This is a genomic window from Krasilnikovia sp. MM14-A1004, assembly GCF_047159485.1.
GTDB lineage: Bacteria > Actinomycetota > Actinomycetes > Mycobacteriales > Micromonosporaceae > Actinoplanes.
Map to the genome: position 1 here is coordinate 4,217,051 of NZ_AP038773.1, position 23,476 is coordinate 4,240,526.

At 73.2% G+C, this 23,476-nt stretch carries 16 protein-coding genes; 7 read left to right on the plus strand and 9 right to left on the minus strand.

From position 1 onward, the window contains the following. Nucleotides 1-42: 42 nt before the first annotated feature. Together ACMCNN_RS18100 and ACMCNN_RS18105 are read left to right on the plus strand one after the other, a co-directional pair. Nucleotides 43-285 carry a hypothetical protein gene (locus tag ACMCNN_RS18100; RefSeq protein WP_412741687.1) on the plus strand — a complete coding sequence of 81 codons (243 nt, stop codon included), beginning with the start codon at nucleotides 43-45 and terminating at the stop codon, nucleotides 283-285. Between the two features lie 186 nt (nucleotides 286-471). Beyond that, the gene (locus ACMCNN_RS18105; RefSeq protein WP_412741688.1) at nucleotides 472-3,420 is read left to right on the plus strand and encodes an ATP-binding protein; all 2,949 of its coding nucleotides are present in this window, start codon (nucleotides 472-474) and stop codon (nucleotides 3,418-3,420) included. Nucleotides 3,421-3,430: 10 nt separating this feature from the next. Here ACMCNN_RS18105 and ACMCNN_RS18110 read toward each other — a convergent pair whose 3' ends face one another. Genes ACMCNN_RS18110 through ACMCNN_RS18125 form a run of 4 tightly spaced genes read right to left on the minus strand, consistent with a single transcriptional unit; the run spans nucleotide 3,431 to nucleotide 7,536 of the window. Continuing rightward, on the minus strand, nucleotides 3,431-4,696 hold the full coding sequence (locus ACMCNN_RS18110; RefSeq protein WP_412741689.1) for a glutamate synthase-related protein: 1,266 nt from the start codon (nucleotides 4,694-4,696) through the stop codon (nucleotides 3,431-3,433). Further along, entirely contained in the window at nucleotides 4,693-5,700 is a 1,008-nt protein-coding gene (locus ACMCNN_RS18115) for an asparagine synthetase A (protein WP_412741690.1), read from the minus strand. The genes ACMCNN_RS18110 and ACMCNN_RS18115 overlap by 4 nt, the downstream gene beginning before the upstream one ends. After that, nucleotides 5,693-7,093, minus strand: a complete 1,401-nt coding sequence (locus ACMCNN_RS18120; protein ID WP_412741691.1) for a methylaspartate mutase — start codon at nucleotides 7,091-7,093, stop codon at nucleotides 5,693-5,695. The genes ACMCNN_RS18115 and ACMCNN_RS18120 overlap by 8 nt, the downstream gene beginning before the upstream one ends. After that, nucleotides 7,090-7,536, minus strand: a complete 447-nt coding sequence (locus ACMCNN_RS18125; protein WP_412741692.1) for a cobalamin B12-binding domain-containing protein — start codon at nucleotides 7,534-7,536, stop codon at nucleotides 7,090-7,092. The genes ACMCNN_RS18120 and ACMCNN_RS18125 overlap by 4 nt, the downstream gene beginning before the upstream one ends. A 223-nt stretch (nucleotides 7,537-7,759) precedes the next feature. On the opposite strand from ACMCNN_RS18125, the gene ACMCNN_RS18130 reads away from it, so the two are divergent. Together ACMCNN_RS18130 and ACMCNN_RS18135 are read left to right on the plus strand one after the other, a co-directional pair. Next, nucleotides 7,760-9,823, plus strand: a complete 2,064-nt coding sequence (locus tag ACMCNN_RS18130; RefSeq protein WP_412741693.1) for a prolyl oligopeptidase family serine peptidase — start codon at nucleotides 7,760-7,762, stop codon at nucleotides 9,821-9,823. A gap of 91 nt (nucleotides 9,824-9,914) precedes the next feature. Further along, nucleotides 9,915-10,703: a maleylpyruvate isomerase family mycothiol-dependent enzyme gene (locus ACMCNN_RS18135; RefSeq protein ID WP_412741694.1), complete on the plus strand. Its 789-nt coding sequence runs from the start codon at nucleotides 9,915-9,917 to the stop codon at nucleotides 10,701-10,703. Here ACMCNN_RS18135 and ACMCNN_RS18140 read toward each other — a convergent pair. Continuing rightward, nucleotides 10,677-11,126 carry an acyl-CoA thioesterase gene (locus ACMCNN_RS18140; RefSeq protein WP_412741695.1) on the minus strand — a complete coding sequence of 150 codons (450 nt, stop codon included), beginning with the start codon at nucleotides 11,124-11,126 and terminating at the stop codon, nucleotides 10,677-10,679. The genes ACMCNN_RS18135 and ACMCNN_RS18140 overlap by 27 nt on opposite strands. A 214-nt stretch (nucleotides 11,127-11,340) precedes the next feature. Here ACMCNN_RS18140 and ACMCNN_RS18145 point away from each other — a divergent pair, with 214 nt between their 5' ends. The 3 genes from ACMCNN_RS18145 to ACMCNN_RS18155 all read left to right on the plus strand — a co-directional run bounded on the left by ACMCNN_RS18145 (nucleotide 11,341) and on the right by ACMCNN_RS18155 (nucleotide 15,604). Beyond that, complete coding sequence (locus ACMCNN_RS18145) at nucleotides 11,341-12,459, plus strand: peptidoglycan-binding domain-containing protein (RefSeq protein ID WP_412741696.1); 1,119 nt, start codon at nucleotides 11,341-11,343, stop codon at nucleotides 12,457-12,459. 177 nt (nucleotides 12,460-12,636) lie between these two features. Continuing rightward, on the plus strand, nucleotides 12,637-13,728 hold the full coding sequence (locus ACMCNN_RS18150; RefSeq protein ID WP_412741697.1) for a hypothetical protein: 1,092 nt from the start codon (nucleotides 12,637-12,639) through the stop codon (nucleotides 13,726-13,728). A 121-nt stretch (nucleotides 13,729-13,849) separates the two neighbouring features. Next, nucleotides 13,850-15,604: a hypothetical protein gene (locus tag ACMCNN_RS18155; protein ID WP_412741698.1), complete on the plus strand. Its 1,755-nt coding sequence runs from the start codon at nucleotides 13,850-13,852 to the stop codon at nucleotides 15,602-15,604. Between the two features lie 12 nt (nucleotides 15,605-15,616). On the opposite strand, the gene ACMCNN_RS18160 is transcribed toward ACMCNN_RS18155, so the two are convergent. The 4 genes from ACMCNN_RS18160 to ACMCNN_RS18175 all read right to left on the minus strand — a co-directional run bounded on the left by ACMCNN_RS18160 (nucleotide 15,617) and on the right by ACMCNN_RS18175 (nucleotide 23,307). Beyond that, nucleotides 15,617-16,231: a TMEM175 family protein gene (locus tag ACMCNN_RS18160; RefSeq protein WP_412741699.1), complete on the minus strand. Its 615-nt coding sequence runs from the start codon at nucleotides 16,229-16,231 to the stop codon at nucleotides 15,617-15,619. Between the two features lie 72 nt (nucleotides 16,232-16,303). Continuing rightward, nucleotides 16,304-21,514: a diguanylate cyclase gene (locus ACMCNN_RS18165; RefSeq protein ID WP_412741700.1), complete on the minus strand. Its 5,211-nt coding sequence runs from the start codon at nucleotides 21,512-21,514 to the stop codon at nucleotides 16,304-16,306. A 67-nt stretch (nucleotides 21,515-21,581) separates the two neighbouring features. Continuing rightward, nucleotides 21,582-21,962 (minus strand): VOC family protein, encoded by a 381-nt coding sequence (locus ACMCNN_RS18170; RefSeq protein ID WP_412741701.1) that lies wholly within the window; start codon nucleotides 21,960-21,962, stop codon nucleotides 21,582-21,584. A 103-nt stretch (nucleotides 21,963-22,065) separates the two neighbouring features. Continuing rightward, entirely contained in the window at nucleotides 22,066-23,307 is a 1,242-nt protein-coding gene (locus ACMCNN_RS18175) for a M6 family metalloprotease domain-containing protein (protein WP_412741702.1), read from the minus strand. Between the last annotated feature and the right edge of the window lie 169 nt (nucleotides 23,308-23,476).

Below are 23,476 nucleotides of genomic sequence, written 5' to 3' on the forward strand. Positions count from 1 at the left end.
TTTACCCCTTTCCATCACCTTTCCGCAAAAAGGAGCACACGAATGTGGTGTGACAAGACCGTTCCGCTTTCCGTCGTTGCCGGCGCCGGCACGACCGAGGGCTCCGATGCCGGCACCGCTGCCGCGCCGGTGACCGATCACCCGGCCGGCGAGATGATGCTGGGCCGGCGCGGCCGGGTCGGTGCGCGGGCCCGCGCGCTCGCCGGGTTCAGCCTGGCCGTCGGCCTGTCCACGGTGGTCGCGGTCAGCATCGGGGACACCACGATCCATCCTCCGCTGTCCTGAGCCCCGACGCCGCGGCGTGACCCGGTGCGGCACGCCGCGGCGTCGCCCAGCCGGCCTCCCGTTCGGCCGGTGCCCGGCGCCGCGAACGCCACCCGGGCGGGGTCGCCGCCGGAGAACTGCAAGTCCGACAAGTCCGGATGCCCGCCGAATTCTCATGACTAGCAGCCGGTAACTAGGCTCTTCGATATGCAAACCCGAGCACCATTCATTATCGGCCGCAATGCGCAACTCGACACCATCGAGCGGGCGCTGGCCGATGCCCGGACGGGCTTCGGGGGTGCGGTCTTCCTCATGGGCGAGCCGGGCATCGGCAAGTCGCGGCTGGCGCTGGCGGCGGCCGAGCGGGCGGCCGCCGCGGGGATGCAGGTGCTGCGCGGCCGGGGCAGCACGGTCGGGCCCACGGTGCCGTTCCGGCCACTGACCGAGGCCCTGCTCTCCCGGTTCCGCGGGCGGCCGCTGCCGCAGGATCTGGAGCTGGCCCCGTACCGTCCGGTGCTCGGCCGGCTGATGCCCGAGTGGGGCCATCCCGACGGCCAGTACGGCGACTCCCTGATCGTGCTGGCCGAGGCGGTGCTGCGGCTGCTCGCCGCGCTCGGCCGTGACGCCGGCTGCCTGCTGGTGCTGGAGGATCTCCAGGACGCCGACGCCGAGACGCTCGCGGTCGTGGAGTACCTCGTCGACAACGCCGCCGGGCAGCCGGTCGTGCTGCTCGCCGCGGTCGGCGGCGAGCCGTCCGAGGCCCGCGACCTGGCCCATTCCGCGACCCGGCGGCAGACCGGGCGGGTACTGGAGCTGCCACCACTGGACCGCGACGAGGTGTACCTGCTGGTCGCCGCCGCCCTGGGCACCGAACGCGGCGGCGTACCCGACGCGGTCGCCGGGCGGTTGTGGGAGCACAGCGCCGGCAACCCGTTCATCGCCGAGGAACTGCTGCACGCCATGGTCGACAACGGCGTGCTGGTCCGCGGTGCGACCGGCTGGCGCGTCGTCGGCGAGCTGCGCACCGACGTGCCCGCCACGCTCGTCCGCGGTGTGGCGCACCGCATCGACCGGCTGGGACCGCCCGGCCGGATGCTGCTGTCGGCCGCCGCGACCCTGGGCCACCGGTTCCCCCTGTCGGTGGTGCAGCGGGTCCTCGGCTCCGCCGAGGACGCCACCCATGCCCGAGTGCAGGCCGCGATCGAGGCGCAGCTCGTGGTGCCCGACGAGCCGGCACCGGACTGGTTCGCCTTCCGCCATCCGACCACCCCGCGGGCCCTGCTGGCGCAGCTCACCCCGCTCGACCGGGCCCAGCTGTCCCGCCGCGCCGCCGACGTGATCGAGTCACTGCATCCCGAGCTGCCCGGTCACTGGTGCTCCATGGTGGCGGCACTGCGGCAGGCGGCCGGTGACCCCGTCGAGGCGGCCCGCCGCTACGCCCAGGCCGGCCGGCGGGCGCTGGACGACGGCGCCGCCGGCTCGGCGGTGACGTTGCTGGAACGGGCGCGGGAGCTGGCCGCCGACAGCCGCGACCCGCGCGCCCGCGCCGACATCCTGGAGGCGTTGCTGCCGGCGTTGGCCGAGTCCGGCGCGTTCGAGCGGGCGTTCGAGCTGGCCGAGGCGCTGGACGAGCTGGGCTGGGCCGGCCTCGCCGCGCGCCGCCGCGCCGCCCTGCACACCCGGCTCGCCAAGGTCGCCCACTCGGCCGGGCGGTGGCCCGACGGGATCGTCCAGATCAGAAAGGCGCGGTTGCTGCTCGGCGAGGACGGCGCCGACTCCGACACCGCCCCGATCGACACCGTCGCGGCGTTCCTCGCCCTCGACTCCCCCAGCCCGGGCCGGAACGAGATCGCCGCCGATCTGGCGCGGCGGGCGGTGGTCGCGGCGGAGCGGGTGCCGCTGCCGCAGGTGGCGTGCCAGGCCTGGCAGCTGCTCGGGACGCTGGCCCGCGGCCGCGATCTGGCGGAGTCCGACACCTGCTTCGACCGTGCCGTCCTGCTGGCCGAACAGCACCGGCTGCCGATCGCCCGGATCTACGCCATGGTTCGGCTGGGCGGCAACCGCTGCCTGGCCGACGGCGACACGAGCGGGCTGCGGCGGGCCGGCCGGGAGGCGATGCGGGTCGGCGCGATCACCGCGAGCCTGACCGTGGACGCCATCCTCGCCATGCAGTCGGTGCTCACCGGCGATGTCGAGTCCGCCGCCCGCCAGCTGGCCGAGGTGGAGCGATCCACCAGCCGGCTGCACCTGCTCTCCATCCTGCGGTACGCACTGGTCGTCCGGGCCACCCTGGCCGCGCACCGCGCCGACCGGGCGGAGATGGCGCAGGCGCTGGACGAGTTCAAGCGCTGGGACGGTGAGCATTCGCCGGAACTGCCGCTCGCGGTGGGCATGGCCCGGGTGTTCTGCGCGCTGCTGGAGGAGGACACCCACCAGCTCGGCCGGGAGCTGGAGGCCGCGGCCGAGATCGACAGGGAGAACCCGTCGACGTTCCACCTGTCCGGTCGGCACGGCCTGTATCTGCTGCTCGATGTCCTGGCCGGACGGGCCGGCTGGCCGGAGCTGGCGCAGGTCGCCGGCGTGGCGGCGGGCCAGATGCGGTGGAACCAGATCTTCGTCGAGCTGGCCCGGGCCGTGCTGCTCGGCCGCGACGGCGACGGTACGGCAGCCGACGCGGCCGCGGCCGTGGCGCAGGCGGCGGCCGAGCCGTTCCCGACCGCCCGGCACCTCGGGCTGAGGCTCGTCGCCGAGGAGGCGCACCGGTACGGCTGGGGCGACGCGGAGGGGTGGCTGCGCCGGGCCGAGGAGCACTTCCACCGCGCCGGCGTACCCGCCGTGGCGAGCGCCTGCCGGGGGCTGCTGCGCCGGATCGGGGCGTCGGTTCCGCAGCGCCGCACCGGCGCCGACCGGGTACCCGCCACCCTGCGGGCGCTCAGCGTGACCGTACGCGAATATGAGGTGTTCGAACTGCTGGCCGAGCGGCTCAACAACCGGGCGATCGGCACCCGGCTGCACATCTCGCCGCGCACGGTGGAGAAGCACGTGGCGAGCCTCATCATCAAGACGGAGCGGCCGGGCCGGGCGGCGCTCACCGAGTACGCCGCCGCGGCACAGCAGCACCGCCCGTCACCGACCACGTCGGGCGCGACCGGCTGACCCGGCCCGGTCAGCCGACCCGCACGGCGTCCTCCGGCCGGGAGGCGACGCCCGGCCAGACGTCCTCGGCGCCGAGGGCGTCCGGCCGGTACTTGCCGAGCGCGCTGATCAGCAGCCGCAGCTCCAGCGCGAGACCCTCGACCAGCCGCCGCAGCCCGGCGGACGGATCCTCGTCGACGGCGAGCAGCCCGGCGCGGCCGAGCCCCACCGCCCGCGCCCCGAGGGCCAGGCACTTGGCGGCCCGTGCGCCCTCCCAGATCCGGCCGGACACCAGCAGGCAGCCGTCCGGCCGGCCGATCCGCTGCAGGCATTCGCCGAGCGGGAGACCCACCTGGTGCAGGAACGACAGCGGTGCCCAGCCGGTGCCGCCCTCGGCGCCGTCCACCGTGACGGCGTCCGCGCCGGCCTGCCACGCCACCGCCGCGGCCTCCCGCACGTCCCGGCCGGGGTGCAGCTTCACCCACACCCGGGCCCGCGGGAAGTTGTTGCGCATGAACCGGATCTGCTGGCGCAGGATCTCGTCGGTGAAGGTGCCGGGTGAGCTGCTGCGCAGCACCCGCCCGGCGTCGGGGCCGAACACCGGGTCGATCGCGTAGAGGTCCTCGACGCGGGCCGCGGCGGCGCCGTCGAGCACGGTCATGCCGCCCAGGCCGGGCTTGGCGCCCTGCCCGGTCTTCAGCTCGAATGCCAGCCGTCCGGTGTCGAGCAGCGGTTGCGCCGCCGGGTCGCTGTAGACCAGGTTCCACACCTCGCAGTCGGCGTCCTCGGTGCTCTGCTGCACGGCGAGGCCGCCGAGCCCGGCGGGCAGGGCGTCGGCGTACCCGGCGATCCGGTCCAGCAGCGACCGGTGCGCGCCGCCGGAGCTGCGGTAGCCGCCCGCCGCGTACACGTTCTCGCCGATCACCATCGGGATGCCCAGCGCGCCGGCCTGACCGCTGGCGGCCAGGCCCAGGTCGGCGCTGGCCACCCGGGTGGAGCCGAACGCCGACAGGTAGACCGGCAGCGGGGCGGCGAACCCGCCGACCGTCGTGCGCAGGTCCACGTCCGAGTAGAGCGGCTCGCGCGCCAGCTCCACCAGCTTCTCCAGCCGCTGGGGCATGAACACCGGCGGCACCAGCCGCATCGCGTCGAGGACGTCGTCGGCGCGCTCGGCGGGCTCCGACCCGTACAGTGTGCGGCCGTAGCCGGCGACGTCCGGGAAGACAGCGGCGGCGCCGCGCCGCGCCCGGTCCCGGACCTCTGCCTCCGGGAACCGCGAGGTGCGCAGGCCGGTCACGGCGAGGTCACCCCGGCCAGCTTCGGGTACGCGTTGGCCTGCCACACCGCGTCGAGCCCGGCCACGTACCGGGTGAACCGTTCCAGGCCCAGCCCGAAGCCGGCGCTGGCCGGGATGCCGTCGCGGGCCAGTTGCAGGTACCAGCCGTACTTGGCGGGATTCTCACCGGTCTCCCGCATCCGGGTGACGATCCGCTCGTACGCGGATTCGCGCTCGCTGCCGCTGCACAGCTCGCCGTAGCCCTCGGGCGCGATGAGGTCGAAGTTGCGCAGCGTGCCCGGCCGGTCCGGATCCTCCCGGTCGTAGAAGCCGCGGGAGCCCTTGGGGTAGTCCTCGACGAAGAAGGGCCCGCTCGCCTTGCCGGACAGCTTCACCTCGGCCTGCCAGTCGATCTCGCCGTCCGGGCTCTGCGGGTGGCCCATCGCGTGCAGCTCCGCCACCGCGTCGGCGTGCGTCCGGTGGCCGAACGGCGCAGCCAGCAGCTCGGTGAAGGCGCCGGCGTCGCGGCCCAGCTGCTCCAGCTCGGCGGGCAGCTGGTCGACCACCCGCCGGACCGCGTGCCGGACCAGACCCTCGGCGAGCCGGGTGGCGTCGTCGCGGCCGGCGCCGGCCACCTCGACGTCGATCTGGTGGAACTCCACCAGGTGCCGGCCGGTCGAGGCGGTCTCGGGCGGCTCCATCCGCACGTTGGGGGCGATGTAGAAGATCCGGTCGAAGGCCAGCAGCGACGCCTGCTTGTACAGGATCGCGCTGGTCATCAGTTTGTAGCGGTGGCCGTAGAAGTCGACGTCGATCGGCTTGGACCCCCGCCCGCCGGGGTCGGTCACGGGACCGAGCAGCGGGGGCAGCAGCTCGGTGAATCCCTCGCCGCGCAGGTACTCGCGCGCGGCGTCCAGGATCCGGTACTGGATCCGCAGCACCGTACGGGTGACCGGGGACGACAGGTGCTCCCGCGGCGAGGCGGGGAATCCGGGCGGTACCCCGGTGCCGTGGTGTTCAGTCATCGTGCTCCGCCATCTCTCCTCCGTCCGCGCACCGCACCCGGTCGTATCCCGGGAGGGGCTGCGCCGCCGGCCGCACGAGCGCGGCCCGGTCGTACTTGTGCTCCACATAGGACAGGGCGCCGAGCAGCGCCGCCGAGGTGACGCGGCGTGGCCGGGAAGCCGCGACCAGGTGGCCGATCGGCATCGCCCCGATCTCCGCCCACCGCAGCCGGCCGGCGGAGTCGATGTAGCTGCGGCTGCGCCCGGCGTTGTCCGGGTGCAGGCAGTACGGCACGTCGAGGTAGCCGCGGTCGAACGCGCGGACCAGCGCCCGTCCCAGGTCGGCGTCGAGGTTCAGGACGGCCTGCACCAGCGCCCGGGCCTCCGCGTACACCCCGGTGTCGCCGACCGGCCGGGCGCCGCGCGGCTCAGCCGCCGCGGCCGCCGCGGCCAGTTCCAACGCCGCGACGTTCTCGGCGATGGTGGGTATCCGGTGCGCCTCGGCCACGGTCTTGACGATCAGCCGCTCGGCGCCGGAACGCACGGCCAGCCGCGCCGCCGAGACGAGCAGCGCCCGCGCGCCGGCCGGCGTCCGGGGATACACCCCCATGTACGTATAGATCACGGCATGCCGGTCGGCGTCGGGCAGCAGTTCAGCGGCGAGCCGCTGCAGCGCCCGGACCGCCTCGGCGTCCTGCTCCGCGTCGGTCTGCTGCGCGTAGCTCAGCGACACGCTGCGCACCCCGTGCTGGTAGAAGAACATCGCCTCGAGCACGCTGAGGGCGACCAGCAGGCCCGGCGGGCAGAGCTGGCCCATCATGCAGCCGCCGAACGTCTCCAGGTGCGGTTCGGCGCCGGAGCGCGCGAACCGGACCAGCAGTTCGCAGCACTGCACCCAGTTCGCCACGGATTCGCGCAGCGGCGTGCGGCTGTACGGCAGGCAGTAGGAGACCGGCCCACCCTCGGTGGCGTCGAGCCCCGCGGCCACCAGTGCGGCGAAGATCCGCTGTGGTGCGGCGGAGCCGTGCCGCACCTGGACCGGGAACGAGTCGTCGCGTACGCCGTGCAGGACCGCGCGGGTGACGGCCGCGCCGTGCCCGACGATCGGGTAGCCGTTGAGGTCGACGCCGTCGGCGAGGGCCCGCCGGGCGGCGGCGTCGTTGCCGACCCGGGTGTAGCTGTCGATGGTGATGGTGCCGGCCGAGGTGGCGTCGGCCCCGCGGGTGGCGAGCAGGCCCTCCCGCATCCGGCGGGGGTCGCCCATGCCCATCCGCGGTTGCACCACCAGGCGACCCGCGGCCCTCGCCCGCGCCACGAAGGCACCGAAGCCGGTACCGGCCGCCCGGCCGGGGGCGAGCGGACCCGTACCGGGGGCGCCTGGCAGGCCGCCCGCGCCGACGGTGTCGATGCTCATGCCGCCGCCCGCGAAGGCAGCGCCCGCACATAGGACCGGAACGGTTCGACCCCGCCGCCGTCGGCGAAGACCGCGTCGAAGCCCGCCCGCAGCAGCGCCGCCGGGTGGTCCGCGTCGGCAGCGCCGCCGATGCCCAGCTTGCCGCCGATCACGATCGGCACGCTCGCCAGCTCGGGGCGGCTGCGCAGCAGCGGGATGACCCGCATCCCGTCGTTGTAGCCGTGCCCGTTGACGCTGCTGATGACGATGAGGTCCGGCACCGGTGACAGGCACTCCGCCAACAGGACCTGATCCGGTACGCAGGCGCCGAGATTCGTCACCAGGTATCCCAGCTCCTCCAGCACCAGCTGGAGGAAGACGAGGTTCCAGGTGTGCGAGTCGGATTCCATGCTCGTGAGCACCACGTGGCGGCGCCCGTCCGGAGCCGGATTCGCCACCTGCATGGCCTGCTCCTCTGCGGACGACACGACGGGGTACCCGACGAAGGTAGGCGCGGCATGCGGGCGCCCGGCGGCAGCATCGGCGGCAGTCGACAGGCAGTTCCCGCCGCGCACACCGGCCTGCGCGGCGGCGACCGATCCCGACCGTGAGGCGCCTGAACAGACCTTCAGGTTGCCTGCTCAAGGCGACGACCGGAGCTTGGCACGGTGCTGGTACAAAGGCACGGTGATCATCGATTCGGCCCTCCAGCCCCCCGATCCCTTCTCCGATCTCGACGCGTTCGTCGATCTGCCCCGGCTGGACGGGTTGTGGCTGGCACCCGACGGCCGGCGGCTCGTGGTGGGCGTGGCGACCCCCGACCAGAAGCGGACCCGGTACACCACGGCACTGTGGGAGGTGGACCCGGACGGGGCACGCCCGGCCCGCCGGCTGACCCGCAGCGGCCCCGGCGAGTCGGCGGCCGCCTTCACCCCCTCCGGTGACCTGCTGTTCACCTCGGCCAGGCCGGACCCGGACAGCGGCGACCAGGAGCCGGCAACGGCTCTGTGGTCGCAGCCCGCCGGCGGCGGCGACGCCCGGGTGGTGGCCACCCCACCGGGCGGCGTCCGCGGCGTCGTCGTGAGCGGGACCGGCACGATCGTGTTCGGTTCGGCGCTGATGCCCTCGTCCACCGACGCGGCCGCCGACAAGGAGTTCCGCGCGCGGCGCAAGGAGGCCGGGGTCTCGGCGATCCTGCACGAGCAGTACCCGGTCCGGCACTGGGACCAGGACCTCGGGCCGGACCAGACCCGCCTGTTCGCCGCCGAGTTCACGGAGGACGTCACGCTCGCCGACGCCCCGCTGGAGCTGCGTGACCTCACCGGCCACGTCGGCCCTTCGCTGAACTACGACTGCAGCTGGGACATCACCCCCGACGGCCGCACCGTGGCCACCACGTGGGTGGTGCCCGAACCCGCCGGATCGCAGCGGTACACCGTGGCGGCGGTCGACATGGCGACCGGCGAGCGCCGGACGCTGGCCGACGACGTCGACCACAACTACTGGGTCATGCGGGTGTCCCCCGACGGGACGCAGGCCGCGATCGTCGTCAACCGGCGCACCTCGCCGCACGACCCCGGAAACGCGTGGCTCGGCCTCGTCCCGGTCGCCGGCGGCCCGGTACGGGTCCTGACCGGCGACTGGGACCGCTGGCCGCACTCCGCCCGCTGGACGCCGGACGGCACCGCACTCATCGTGGCCGCCGACGACCACGGCCGCTCACCGCTGTGGCGGGTGGACGCCGCCACCGGAGACGTCACCCGGATGACCCCGGACGACGGCGCCTACACCTGTCCCGAGGTGTCACCGGACGGGCGCTGGGTCTACGCGCTGCGCTCGACCATCGACACTCCGCCCTGCCCCGTCCGGATCTCCCTGGACGGAGTGTCCCCGGTGGAGCGCCTGCGCGGTCCGGCCGAGGCCCTCGGCCGGGACGTGCGGGTGCCCGGACGGCTGGAGGAGGTCACCACCACCGCCGCGGACGGCACCCCGCTGCGCGCCTGGCTCGCGCTGCCCGACGGCGCCGGCCCGGACACACCCGCCCCGCTGCTGCTGTGGATCCACGGTGGACCGATGTTGTCCTTCAACTCCTGGATGTGGCGGTGGAACGCCTGGATCGCCGTGGCTCAGGGGTACGCGGTACTCATGCCCGACTTCGCGCTGTCCACCGGGTACGGCATCGACTTCATCCGCCGTGGTTGGGGGCAGTGGGGCGACGCCCCCTACACGGACCTGATGACGATCACGGACGCCGCGCAGCAGCGGCCCGACATCGACGCCGACCGCGCCGCGGCCATGGGCGGCTCCTTCGGTGGCTACATGGCCAACTGGATCGCCGGGCACACCGACCGGTTCGCGGCGATCGTCACGCACGCGTCGCTGTGGTCGCTCGACCAGATGCTGCCGACCACGGACGCCGCGCACTACTGGTCCCGGGAATTGACGCCGGAGATGACCGACGCCCACTCCCCCCACCGTTTCGCCGACGCCATCACCAGCCCGATGCTCGTCATCCACGGCGACAAGGACTACCGCGTACCGATCGGTGAGGCCCTGCACCTGTGGTGGGACCTGCTGTCACGCTCGACCGAACCGGACGGGGCGACCCCGCACAAGTTCCTCTACTTCCCCGACGAGAACCACTGGATCCTCAAGCCGCAGCACGCCAAGGTCTGGTACTCGACGGTGCTCGCGTTCCTCGCCCACCACCTGCGCGGGGAGGACTGGCAACGGCCCGACCTGCTGGGGTGATCGGGGGTCGCCGCGAGTCGTCGTTCGGTCGGCGCGCCACGCCCGTACGGGTACCGCGCCGCCGAACCCGACTGGGCATAGGTTTGACCGTATGACGACTCTTGCCGGCCGCACGATCGCGGCCCTGCGCAGTGAGCACGACGCCCTGGCGAACACGGTCCCCGCGCTCTCCGCCGAGCAGGTCACCGGCGCGTCCGGCGCCTCCGAGTGGAGCATCGCCGACGTCCTCTCCCACCTGGGCAGCGGCGCCGAGATCACCCTCGCGAGCCTGTCGGCCGCGCTGGGCGGGACGGAGCCGCCGGCGCAGGACTTCAACCAGGGCGTCTGGGACCGGTGGAACGCGCTGAGCCCGCACGACCAGGCCACCGGCTCCATGGCGTCCGACAACGCATTGGTCACGGCGCTCGAAGGCATTCCCGAGGGACGCCACGAGGACCTCCGGGTCAAGGTGGGATTCCTGCCCGACCCGCTTCCGCTCGCGTCGTTCGCCGCCCTGCGGCTCAGTGAGGTGGTCCAGCACAGCTGGGACGTCCGCGTCGGAATCGACCCGGCCGCGGCCCTCACCGAGGGCTCCGCGCAACTGCTCGCCGAGCACCTCAGCGGCAGCCTCGGCTTTCTGCTCGGCTTCATCGCCAAGACCGACGCGGCGCCCGAGCCCACCGTCGTCGGCATCAGCGGCACGGCCTACCGCATCGCCCTCGACGGCGGGGCCCGGTTCACCACGGCCGACCTGCCCACGACCGCGACGTTCACCGGTCCGCTGGAGTCCGCGCTGCGGCTCATCTACGGCCGGCTGACCCCGCAGCACACTCCGGCCGAGGTCGAGGTGACCGGGAACATCTCGCTCGACCAGCTACGCGCCGTCTTCCCCGGCTTCTGAGCTCGCCTGGACCGACCGGAGCCGGCGCGCCGCCTCCAGGATGTCGGCGGGCATCGGGCAGGAGACCCGCCGCGCGGTGTCCAGGTGTACGCCGGTGAGCGTGGTGACGGCCGCGGTCTCGCCCGAGGCGTTGCGCATCTCGTGCCGGAACCGCATCACCTTCTCCCGGACTTCGAGCAGCGTGGAGTGCACGGCGACGGTGTCACCGGCGACGACTTCACGGTGGTAGGTGAGGTGCTGCTCCACGGCGACCATGCCGCGCGCGGACGACCGCAGGTAGTCCGGGGTGATGCCGAGGGTCGTGAACAGGTTCCAGGTCGCCTCGTCGAACTTGCCGACGTACCACATGACGTTCATGTGTCCCATGTGGTCGCAGTGCCACGGGTACACCGTGCCGCGGTAGGTCAGCACCGGCTCAGCCATCGCGTACTCCTCGATCCGACCAGGGGCCACCAGCATAACTGAACGATCGCTAAGGTTGCGGGGAGTCCCGCACCCCCCGGTTTTCATCCACGCCGGGTGATCCGGCCGCGCCGCCGAGCGCTGACGCTGGAGCGCATGAAGGGCGTACTCATGTGGGGTCGCGTCTCTCCGGCCCCGCCCACCGCGGCGGGCACGGCCGTCCTGCCTGTTCGCCGTGGCCGGCACTGAACGCCGCCGGGCCGGCGCCGCCGTGCTGGCCACGCTGTTCGCCGTCACGGTCGCGGGCTGCGGCGGAGGCGGAAACGACGGCGACGCGGCGTTGCGCCGGGCCCAGTCCGAGGTCGCGGACAAACAGCAGGCGCTCGATGCGGCACAGACCGATCTGAGCGCCAAGACGACAGCGTTCTGCACCTCCACCGCGACGTATCTGACCGCGCTGGACCGCTACGGCGACATCCTCGACAGCACCGCGCCGACCGTCGGCGACGTGAAGAACGCCGGCGCCGACCTCACCGACCCGCGGGCCGACGTCGTGGCGAGCGCCGAGGACGTGACGGCCGCCAAGGACAAGGTGGCGACCGCGGAGAAGGACCTCGCCGAGGCCCGGGCCACCCTCGCCCGCCTGTCCGGCTCCGCGTCCGCCCCGCCGTCGCCGTCCGCCAGCGCCCCGTCCAGCCCTCCGGCGGTGCCCGCCGCCACGGTGAACCGGGTGAAGCAGGCCGACGCCGACTTCACCGCGGCGCAGCAGGGCATCACCGACCAGACCCCGCTGTCACAGGCGGCCGAGCAGTTCAACGCCGCCGCGGTGGCGCTGGAGATGTCGTGGCTGAGACTGTTCGCGCAGGCCGGCTGCCTGACCGACGACCAGCAGAAGAAGGCCGAGGCCGCGGTGCACGACTACACCACGGCGGTGCAGAAATCACTCGCCGAGGCGGGGTACTACAAGGCCGAAATCGATGGAGTGTACGGCCCGTCGACCGTCGATGCGGTCAAGGCGCTGCAGAAGAAGAACGGTCTGCCCGTGACCGGCGCGATGGACAGGGCCACCACGGACGCGTTGCAGGCGGAGCTGGCGGCGAAGGGCAGCGCCACCGCCGCGCAGGCTACCGCCTCGACCGCGGCGGTTCAGCAGACGTTGAAGCTGACCGGCCATTGGACGGGACCGGTCGACGGAACATGGACGCCGGCGCTGACCGAGGCGCTGACGGCGTTCCAGAAGGATGTCGGCGTCGAACCGACCGGAGAGGTGGACGCGGCTACCATCGCGGCGGCCGAGAAGGCACTGGTCAAGTCCAGCGAGCCGCAGCCCAGCGGGACACCTTCCGGCGGATGACCGCCGAACACCTCCGGACAGACGACGACCCGGCCATCCTCCCTTTTCCGCTCCCCCTTTTCCGCGCGGCGGAGCGGGGTCCCTCGAACAGGTACATACTGCTGCGCGATGCCGTTGTTAACCCGCCATGCACCTCTGTGGAACCGCGGGTTTGTCCGCGTCGACCACCGTGCCGCCATGCGCAAATCGCTCTTCGCTATCGTGGCCGCCGCGACCCTGCTGGTACCCGGCATCGCGGCCGCCGACAGCGACCACGGAAACAACGATCATTCCGATGACTCCTATGAGGTGGGACTCTTCGGTGACATGCCATACGCCGCGTACGGCCGCGAACACTACCCCGCCGTACTGGCCGACATGAACACGTACGACCTTGCATTCAGCGTCTTCGACGGTGATGCGAAGAACGGCAGCGAACCCTGTTACGCCGACGCGCACCCCACCGACCCGGCCAACCCCACGCCGGAGAACGCGGTCGCGGACGCGACCCACCCGGACATCTACCAGTACGCGCTGTCGAAGTGGGCCACCCTGAAAGACCCCCTCGTCGTGCTCCCCGGCGACAACGACTGGACCGACTGCGACCGCACCACCATCCAGGGGGGCAGGGTCTCCGACTCCAACGACCGGCTCGCGTACGAACGGACGCTGTTCTATCCCACCGACCGCAGCCTCGGCCAGAGAACCATCAAGCTGACCCGCCAGAGCGCCCAATACCCGGAGAACGTCCGCTGGCGCAAGGGTCCGGTCACCTACATCGGACTCAACATTCCCGGCAGCGACAACAACTTCTCCCTCGGCGGCAAGGAAGGACCCGCCGCCGAAGCACAGGCCGAATACGCGGCCCGCAATGCCGCGAATCTGCAATGGCTCCGTGACGGGTTCGCCGCCGCGAAAGCCGACCACTCGCGCGGCGTCATGGTCGTCATTCAGGCGGACATGTGGGATCCCACCGCGACGGTGACCCATTACGCCGACACCAAGAAGGAGCTGTTCACCCAGACCGTCGCCTTCGGCGGACCGGTCGTCCTGGTCAACGGTGACAGCCACAGCTTCGAGGTGGACAAGCCGCTCACCGACTACGCCACCACGAACGCCGCCGGTGCGGCCGGGGCGAACGTCGTCGAGAACTTCACCCGCGTCACCACGTTCGGCGAATACCAGAACCACTGGGTCAGCGTCACCGTCGACCCCGACGACCCGAACGTCTTCCAGTTCCACCCGCACATCATCGCGGCGAACGTGCCGACCTACACGCCTCCGGCCTGATCCGCCCGGCTCCGGCGGGCGGTTACCCGCCCGCCGGAGCACCGCCCCCCGTACCGGGATGAATCCCCCGTGATCTTGGGCGGTCCGCGCCGGTGACCGGGCACCGCCTATCGTGCGACCCATGGCTCTTGACTCTGTCGACGTCCCGCAGCGGCCCGCCCGGGCGCGCGCGGCCGTCCGAGCCTTCGGCCGGAGCGTGGCCGGCGGCCTCGGCATCGGCGCGCTGACCGGGATGCTGACCAGTCTGGTCTTCTTCGGCAGCGCCACACTCGTGGAGGTACCACCCGGCGACCGGCTGAGCGCCTTCGTCCGGCTGCCGCTGGTCCTGCCGATCGGCCTGGCCTTCGGGATCGTTTGCGGGCTGATCGGCGGGCTGGTCTCCGGGGTGGTCATCGCCGCGCTCGCCCCGTGGTGGTCGCCGCCGGGATGGGCGGCCCGGCTCGCCGGGGCGGTGATCTGTGCCACGCCCGTGCTCGTGGCTTCGGGCGTCGGCGCGCTGAGGGCACCGGACCACGGCCCGTGGTGGCCGCACCCGGCGATGGCGATCCCGGCGGCGATCGGGGCGGCCGCCGGAGGCGCCCGGCTCGGTCCGTGGCTGCTGTCCGGCGCGAGCGCGAAAGTCAGCCACCACGGCCGGTACTGGGGCGCGGCCGCCGTCGCCATGCTGCTCGTGATGATCCTGCCGGGCGACACCCTGGCATCTCAGCCGGGCCAGCGGATCGAAGTGGTGGCCGGGGCCGGCACCGGCGCGGGCCGGTCGGCGGCGGACTCGGAAATCAGCGGACGGCTGATCGGCATGGCGATGGACGACAGCGCGGCACTGCGGGTACTGACCTGCACGGGCTGGGACTTCACCCTGTGGACGGTCCGGGACGGGCGGCTCTCCCACGTCGCGGTGCCGGACCTGCACGAAACCACCGTCAGCGGGCTGGCCGCCGGGCCGCGCGGCAGCGTCTACGTCAGCCTCGTGCAGGGGCCGGGCAGCGTTCTGCGGATCGAGCCGGACGGCCGCACGGTCCGCCGGTTCGGCCTGGACCGGACGACCTATCGCGGGCCGCGTACCCCGGCCGCGGACGGTGCCCCGGCCGGGGGCGCATTCACCAATGCCGTGGACGGCGTCGCCGTCTCCGCCGACGACCGGTTGTACCTCGTCGAGAACCGCGTCGGCTCCGGCACGTTCCAGCTGGTCCGCACGGTGCGCGACGGCAGACTGCGTACCGTGCTCGGCCGCGACCCGAACGGCGCGCCCGCCTCCGTGAGCGGGGGCTTCGCCGACGGGATCCGCGGCACCGACCTGGCGCTCGACTCGGGTCTCACCGTTCCGCTCGCGGTCGCCCCGGACGGCAGCGTCTACGCGGCGGTCGACAAGAGCGTCGTCGTCCGGGTCACACCGGACGGCTCCGCCGACGCGGTTATCGGCGACCTTCCCGGTAGGCGCGCCACCGGCCCCGGGGCCGACGAATCGCGTGCCCCGTGGCGGGACCGCGGGCGGGCCGCGGGGCTGCGGACCGCGATGTCCGGTACCACCAACGAGCTCCAGCGGGCCGCAGACAACGCGGGTCTGGTGGCCGCCGCGAACGGCGACCTCTACCTGACGAACGTGCGGAGTGGGCAGGACCGGCTGCCGGGCTCGTTCGACTGGGAGGGTGCCGCGAACGACACCCAGCAGGCCGTGCTCGACCAGGCCCGCGACGACCGCTGGACGCAGGCCGAGACCGAGGTGCTGCGGGTCACGCCGGACGGCCGGGTCGCCACGGCGGCCGGTCACGCCGACCTGGTCGCCGTGCAGGGCGACTGGCTCTACCTCGCGCAGTCCTTCATCGACGAGCACGACACGCAACGGGTGCTGATCGTCCGGACCGCGATCCCGCGGTAGGCCGCACCGGGCTCAGTCCGGCATGCCGAACTGGCGGGCCATCCGGTCGATGCGGCGATCGGGCACGATCCACATGATCGCCACGGTGACGTAGCAGGCCATGGCGATCGCCGCCCCGAGGTGACCATTCCGGTCGATCGTCAGGGCGCACACGATCCCCGCCACGTAGAACAGCGGGGAGACCATGCCCTTGAGGTCCATGCCCACGGCCTGCCGGAGCAGACCCTGCGGTCCCTCGTGCCGGATGATGATCCGTTGCAGCGTGAAGTACGCGAGGGCCGCGCAGAGCAGGTTGACGCCGTAGATGATGACAGGGGTCCGCGCGAACCTCGATTCGTCGACCCAGGCGGTGGTGAACGGGAACAGCGACAGGCAGAACAGCAGCGCCAGGTTCGCCCACATCACGGCGCCGTCGACCTGCCGGACAAGTTGGAACGTGTGGTGGTGGTTGTTCCAGTAGATGCCCACGTACACGAAGCTGAGCAGGTAGGTCAGCAACCCGGTGCCGGTCCAGTGGATGAGATCGGCCAGCTCGGGGCCCTCCGGCACCTTCAACTCCAGCACCATGATCGTGATGATGATGGCGAGTACGCCGTCACTGAACGCCTCGAGTCGACTTGTTCGCACGAGGAGAACCTAGAACGCGACCGCCGGATTCTCCGGCCCGATCGTGGTGCGTGTCGCGGCCCGGCGATGACGCTAGACGGCGACCACCTTGTTGCGGCCGCCCGTCTTCGCCTGGTACAGGGCATGGTCCGCGCGGGCGAGCAACTGGTCGAGGCCGTCGTCGTGGGTGCCGAGGGCGGCCAGGCCGATGCTGATCGTCACGGTCACCGGCCCGTCGCGGGTCGCCACCGGTTCCGCCGCCACGGCCAACCGGATCCGTTCGAGCGGTGCGATGTCGAGGTCGGCGCCCGGCAGGAACACCGCGAACTCCTCACCGCCGTAACGGCCGAGAATGTCGGATTCCCGGAGGGCGGAGGCGATGCGGTGGGCGACCTCGCGGATGACGTCGTCGCCGACACCGTGCCCGTACGTGTCGTTGATCCTCTTGAAGTTGTCGATGTCGAGCATGGCCGCGCTGAGCCCGTGGCCGCTGCGCCGCGCCACGCCGAACAGCGCCGCCGCCAGCGAGAAGAAGTGCCGGCGGTTGTGCACACCGGTCAGCTCGTCCGTGGTGGCCAGCTCCTGCACCCGGGTGAACAGTTGCGCGTTGTGGTACGCGGTCATGCCCTGCCCGGTCAGCGTGGCGGCCACGTTGCGTGCGGTGTCGTCGAAGGACGGCCCCGCCAGGAGCACCACGCCGACCCGGCCGTCACGGTTGACCAGCGGCACCACCAACGTCGCCGCGTGCGCGCCGAGCAACTCGGCGACGGCGGCCGGAGCCTTCCCGTCGCGCAGGACCGTCACGGACTCGCCGGTGGGAAGCCGGGTCCAGGCCGGGTCGGTGCGCAGGTCCACCTGGTGGCCCACCAGTCCGGGTGCCGGGCCCGTCAGGTGCGTGACGGTGAGCTGGTCGTCGCCGCGCAGCAGGGCGGCGGTCTCGGCACCGAGCTGGGTGTGCAGCGTGACGAACAGCTGGTGCAGCAGCTGCGCGGGGTCGAGGATCGTGGTCAGTTCGGCGAGGCTGGCGCGGAGGGTCTCCGCCAGCTCCTGCTGCTGGCGCGCGGTACGCACGGCGAGGTCGAGCTGCGCGGCGCGCGCGGTCTCCAGGGACACGGCGACGTGGCTGGTGATCGCGGTCAGCACCTCGACGTCGTCCTCTGTGAAGATGCCGCGGGCCATCCGGCTGTCCAGGTAGACGATGCCGATGAGCCGGCCCTTGATCTGCACCGGAGCGACCATGATGCTGCGCAGGCCGTGCGCCACCACGCTCTCGGAGCCCAGCGACGCACCGTGTTCGGTGCCGGTCACCACGAGCGCCTCGCCGGTGTCCGCGACGCGGTGCACCAGGCTGGAGCCGTAGTCGGTGACCGCGTCGAGGTCGGCGCCGGCGGCGTCGCGGCCGACGAACGGGCGGACCCGCCCGGCGTCGTCGACCAGGAACATCAGCGCGCGCTCGGCACCGAGGATGCGCAGCGTCTCGTCCAGCGCGATCCGGGCCAGCCGGTCCGGGTCGAGGACCGAGGCGGCGGCGATGCTGACCTGCTGGAGGGCTTCCATGCGCCGGTTGACGACCGTCCTGGTGGCCCGCTCGCCGATCCGCGTACCGGGTGCGGCGGAGGTGGCGTCGGTAATGCCGAACTCGGCACGGACCTGACGTGCCCGGCCCTCCAGGCCGTACCTGGTAGCGATCATGTGAGCCCACTGCGCCTGCCGCTCGGCCTCGCCGGTGACGCCGGTGCGATACAGCGCCCGGGCCCGCAGCCGGGCGATCTCGAACGCGACCAGCGGCGAGTCGAGGGGCCGCGCCTTGCGTTCGATCCGGTCGACCAGGCGCAGGACGGCGCTGTACTTGCCCTCCAGCAGCAGGAGCGCGGCCCGGGTGATCTGGTGCGCCGCGACCAGCAGTGACGTGGCGGTGTGCCGCCCGAGTTCGCGCACCGCCGCGCGGGCGGCGGCCAGGCTCTTGGCGTCCGGCGCCTGCCGGCACTGCGTCAGGCGGCCGTAGGCCAGGTAGGTGTAGCACCAGTTGTGGTGGGTCATCAGCTCGCCGCTGTCGGCGAACTCTGCGAAGTCGGCGGCGGCCGCCTCGAACAGCTCACCGAACTCGCCCTGCTCCACGAGGGAATGCATGGTGGCCAGGACCAGGGTCCGGCGCTGCTGGATCCCGGCGGTGTCATGGTCGAACGATTCCTGCAGGTCGGCGAGCGCGGCGGCCGCCTCGCCCAGGTGGCCCTGCTGGGCCGGGATCATGACCGACAGGGCGGCGATGGTGGTGCCACTGATCTCCCGACCGGGCGGCAGCACGGCGATGGCCCGCTCGTAGCAGGCCTGCGCTTCGCGCGGATTGCCGCGCAGGACCTGGCGCATGCCGGCGGTGGCCACACCGGCGATGAACTGGGCCGGCTCCAGCCACCGGGCGTGCCGGTCCAGCATCTCGTCCCATTCGCGGGCGGAGTCGCCGGAGCCGGAGAACAGCAGTCCCATGGTGCGGGTGAAGTCGACGTACGCGACGAGCGCCGGGTCGGCCAGCTCGGCGGCGTAGCGGGCCGCGCGGGCGAAGCACCGCAGGCCGACACCGCGCAGCCGGACCATCACCGCGATGAAGCCGACCATCGCGTAGGCCCGCGTGAGCGGGGCACCGGGACCGAGCCGGTTCGCCACGAACAGGGCGCGTTGCGCGAACGTGGCCACCTCGTCCAGCCGCATCCCGAGGGCCGCGGAGTAGGCGCCCGTGTCCAGCAGCCGGGCCCGGATGAGGTACTCCTCGCGGCGCCGGCCGCTGACCGTGCCGAACCCGATGCCGGTACGCCGGATCAGCGCCGCCCCGAGCGCCGGGCCGAACCCGGAGAACACCCGCGCCAGCTTGTTGCGCGGCAACGGCCGGCCGATCTCCGCCAGCCCCGCGAAGACGGCCTTGGCCGCGTCCTCGTCGGCGTAGCCGACGTTGTGCAGCTCGGCGAGGGTCGTCCACAGCGACGCCCGCTGCCATGGATCGTCGGACCGCGCGAGCGCCAGGTCGAGCCGCTCCCGCGCCGGGCTCAGCCGTCCGGCCCGCAGGTACGCCGTGGCGAGCAGGTGGTGGGTGTCGACGTCGACGGGCAGCCCGTGGGCGTCCGCGGCGTGCTCTGCCTGCTCCAGGAACGTGACGGCGTCGGCGGGCGCCTGGTCGGCCAGCGCCTGCCGGCCGGCGGCCACGCTGGTGCGGTACACCGCCTCGGCCTCGCCGGCCGGGTCGGCCTGCGCGTAGTGCCCGGCGACCGCGTAGACGTGGTCGGCCTCCCGGCGCGCCGGGTCGAGCGATTCGAGCTGCCGGGCGATCCGCGCGTGCAGGCCCCGGCGGTCAGCGGGGTCCATGGTGGCCAACAGGGCCCGGCGGACGGCCGGATAGACGAAGCCGTAGCGGCCCGCGGCGCGCGCCTCCACCAGCCGGCGGCCGATCGCCGCCTCCACGGCCGTGGCGACGTCGTCCGCGGAGAGCCCACCCGCCGCCGTCACCAGGTCGAGGTCGAACCGGCTGCCCACGGCGGCCGCGACGGCCAGGACGGCACGGTCGGCGCCGGTCAGCTCGTCGAGCCGGGACACGACCAGGTCGAGGCCGTCGGCCGGAATCGGCAGCGCGTCCAGGCCCTCCTCGTCGAGCAGCCAGGTGTCCCAGTGCGGCACCAGCAGGCCGCCGTCGACGAGGCGCCGCAGGTACTCGATCGCGGACAGCGGCACGCCCCCGGAACGGGCGGTGACGTGGGCGGCCAATTCGCCGGGCACCGGAGCGCCGGGCAACCGGGAGGCGACCAGGGCCGCCATGTCGTCGTCGGGCAACGCCCCGAGCGCCAGCACCGGTTCGGCGGCGGCGAACTCGCCGGGGGCGGCGTCCGCGGCGGCGATCAGCACCAGCAGGGGTGCCTCGCTCAGGCTGCGGTCCAGGTCGGCCAGCACACGGCGACCGGTGTCGTCGAGCCAGTGTGCGTCGTCGACGCAGAGCAGCGCCGGGCCGACGCGGCGGGACAGCTCGATGAGGAACGTGGCGACCGCGTGGACGAACTGCTCGTCGCGGCCCTCGGTGGCGGTGTCGGGAACGTCCGCCAGCAGGTCGGCGAGGCCCGCCGACAGGGACTTGAGCAGGTTCGCGCCGGCCGCCATCGCCGACTCCCGGACGGCCTGCGCGGCGGCGGCCCACTCGTCCGCGGGCAGCGCCCGCCACTGCTGGATCCGGCGGTCGAGCGCCTCACGCAGCGCCACCAGGGGCACGGTGTCGTCCGGGCCGCACCGGACGTCGAGGACCAGCGCCCCGTCGTCGGCGGCGGCGACGGCTTCGACCAGGCGTGTCTTCCCGAGCCCGCCGGCGCCGTGGATCACGGCGACGCCACCGGCCCCGGCACGTGCCCGGTCCCACCGGGTGGTCAGCGCCGACAGTTCGGCGTCGCGGCCGTACAGCGGCCAGTTCGTCGGCTCCCCCGCCACGACGGCGTCGGAGCAGCGGTGCAGTGCGGCGAGCAGCTCGGTGGCCGAGCCGTACCGGTCGTCGGGGTCCTTGGCGAGCAGCCGGGTGATGATCTCGGCGAGTGCCGGGTCGACGTCCGGACGGATCTTGCGTACGTCGGGGATCGGCGCGGCGGCGTGCTGGCGCAGGAGCGCGCCGACGTCCGAGCCCTGGTAGGGCGGGTGCCCGGTCAGGCATTCGAAGAGTACGGCGCCGAGGGAGTAGAGGTCGGAGCGGCTGTCGACAGGGCGTTTGAGCATCCCGGTCTGCTCCGGCGAGCTGTAGGTGAACGTGCCGACCGCGCTGTCCTCGGCAACCGCCTTGCCCGCGCGGGCGGCCAGACCGAAGTCGATGAGCATGGCCGGGCCGGAGCGCGGCACCATGACGTTGTGCGGCTTCAGGTCGCGGTGCACCAGGCCCGCCTGGTGCGCGGCGGCCAGCGCCCGGGCGATCTCCGCGCCCAGCGTCACCACCCGTGCCTGGTCCAGCATGCCGCCGACCAGCAGGTCGGCCAGCGAGGCACCGTCGACCAGGTCGGTGACCAGGGCCGGGCGCCCGTCGTGCAGGCCGACGGCCCGGGTACGCACCAGGCCGGGGTGGTCCACGCATGCCATCAGGGCGGCCTCGCGCCGGAAGGACGCCAGCGCCTCCGGCTCGTGTCCGGCCGCGCCGCGAAGCTGCTTGAGGGCGTAGGGCCGGCCGTGGCGCTCGGCCCGGAACACCGACGTGGCGGCGCCGCGACCGATCTCGGCGTCGACCTCAAGATCGGTCAGTTCCAGGCGGCTGCCCGCGGACCAGCGGCGTCCACGCACCCCGACGTCGCTCACGCGATCCCCCCGGTCCGATTTCATCCCTCGCACTCATATCGTCTGACGGAAACCGCACCTGAGGAAGTCAGGTCACCGGCGGCGCCCAGCCGGGTCGTGGGATCAGGCAGAACGGGTGGCCGGCGGGGTCGGCGAAGACGTGGTCGCCGGGCAGCGGTGTGGCGCCGAGCGCGAGGACGGCCCCGGCGGCGGCGTCGGGGTCATCGACCATCACGTCGAGATGCATCTGCTGCGGCACGGCCGGGTCGGGCCAGGTCGGCGGGCGATGATCAGGGGCGCGCTGAAAGGCGAGGCCGGAGGTGGTGGTTGAGGCCGAGACGACAACGAAGTCGTGATCGTCGTAGGTGACGGGCAGCCCGAGCACCGCGCTCCAGAATCGGGCGGAGGCCGGCGGGTCGGGACAGTCGATGATCAGGTGGTGCAGGCGGCCCACGGGCACGGCGGTCACCTCGCTCACGCTGCGCGGTCGGGTCGGAGGGTCCCCACGTTCACCGCAGTGTGCCGTACCCCGCGATCGGGAGCCCGCCGGCGCGCGGGCCCGCGGCCCGGCTTCACCAGGCGACCTGCACCGTCCGCTTGGCGCCGCTGGTCCCGGTCAGCGTGACCCGCACACCGGAGGCGGCATCGGTCACCTGCTGACCGACCGCGGTGAGGGTGGCGTTGTCCAGCTCCGCGTCGCCGGGGCCGCAGCCGTCGACGGCGCTGCCGGGCTGGGCGTCGATGACCCGGACCGGGTTGTTGCCGCCGCCGACGCCGGCCTCCACCGCGTAGACCAGGACACCCGGCCGCAGGCAGGGCGACGCCACGTCGAGGCTGTCGGCTCGGCGGTTCTCCACCACGATGACGCGTTGCGCGGACACCTTCACCACGGCGGCCTTCAGGCCGGTCGCGGTGCCCAGCGGGGTGAGCGTGACCGTGCGGGTGCCGGGGGCGGTGACGCAGGAGATCTGCGTGTCGTCGAGCCAACCCAACTTCCACTTGTGCCAGGCCAGGTGGTCCGGTGCCGGGCCGCTGATCAGACCCATCAGGTCCCAGCCGCCGACCGGCCGGTGCAGGTCGGGCCAGCCGGCACCGTACGTGTAGAGGTCCGGCAGACCGAACACGTGGCCGGTCTCGTGGTTGAGGACCCGGTATCCCCAGCTGTCCACATCGGCGCCGAGGGTGACCCCGTGGCGCAGTTCCACGCCGTCGGCGGACACGCCCCATCCGGGGTCGGCGATGAACGCGGGCGACACGGCGATCGCCGTGGCGGACCGCGGGGACACCACGTAGACGAGGTCGAACCCGGTGAAGTCGACAACGGCGTCGCTGGCCGTGACCGCGTCCTGCAGGTAGGCACGGTGCGCCTCGAACGAGGCGTTGAAGCCCGCGTAGGCGCTCTGCGGCCGCGGCATCCGCGCCCACGCGGTGGTGAACGTGGGCACCAGCGAGGCCCGGCCGTACGACGCGGTCCGCAGCCAGTCACCCGGTGCTGAAGCGAACATGTCGCGCCGCTCGGCGAGCTCCCCGGCGCCTCCCGGAGCGTCGGAGAAGTCCACGAAGAGGAACACCGCCCGCAGCGCGCCCTGCGCCGGGAGCCACCGGCGGTAGTCGGTGGGGCCCTCCTGCTCGTTGCCGATCCCCCCGGATGCCGGCAGCCGGCAGTCGGCGGCCGGGGCAGCGGCCCCCGCGACGGGGACCCGGGTCGCCGCGGCCGCCGGCGGAGCCGGGGCCACGGTCAGCCCGGCCGCCACAGTCGCCGTGACGCCGACCACGGCCCGCAGCGCGGACCGGAGATCCCACCGTCGTCTCATCCCTGTCCCATCCCCCGTGACCCACACGGCACGTCTCCGTCCGTAGTGGACGGTGTCCGTCGCATCGGCCACCGCGCCGCTCAGCATAGGGCAACGGGCGCCGGCGCCCACCACGCACGACCCCGAGGGCAACGGGCGCCGGCGCCCACCACGCACGACCCCGAGGGCG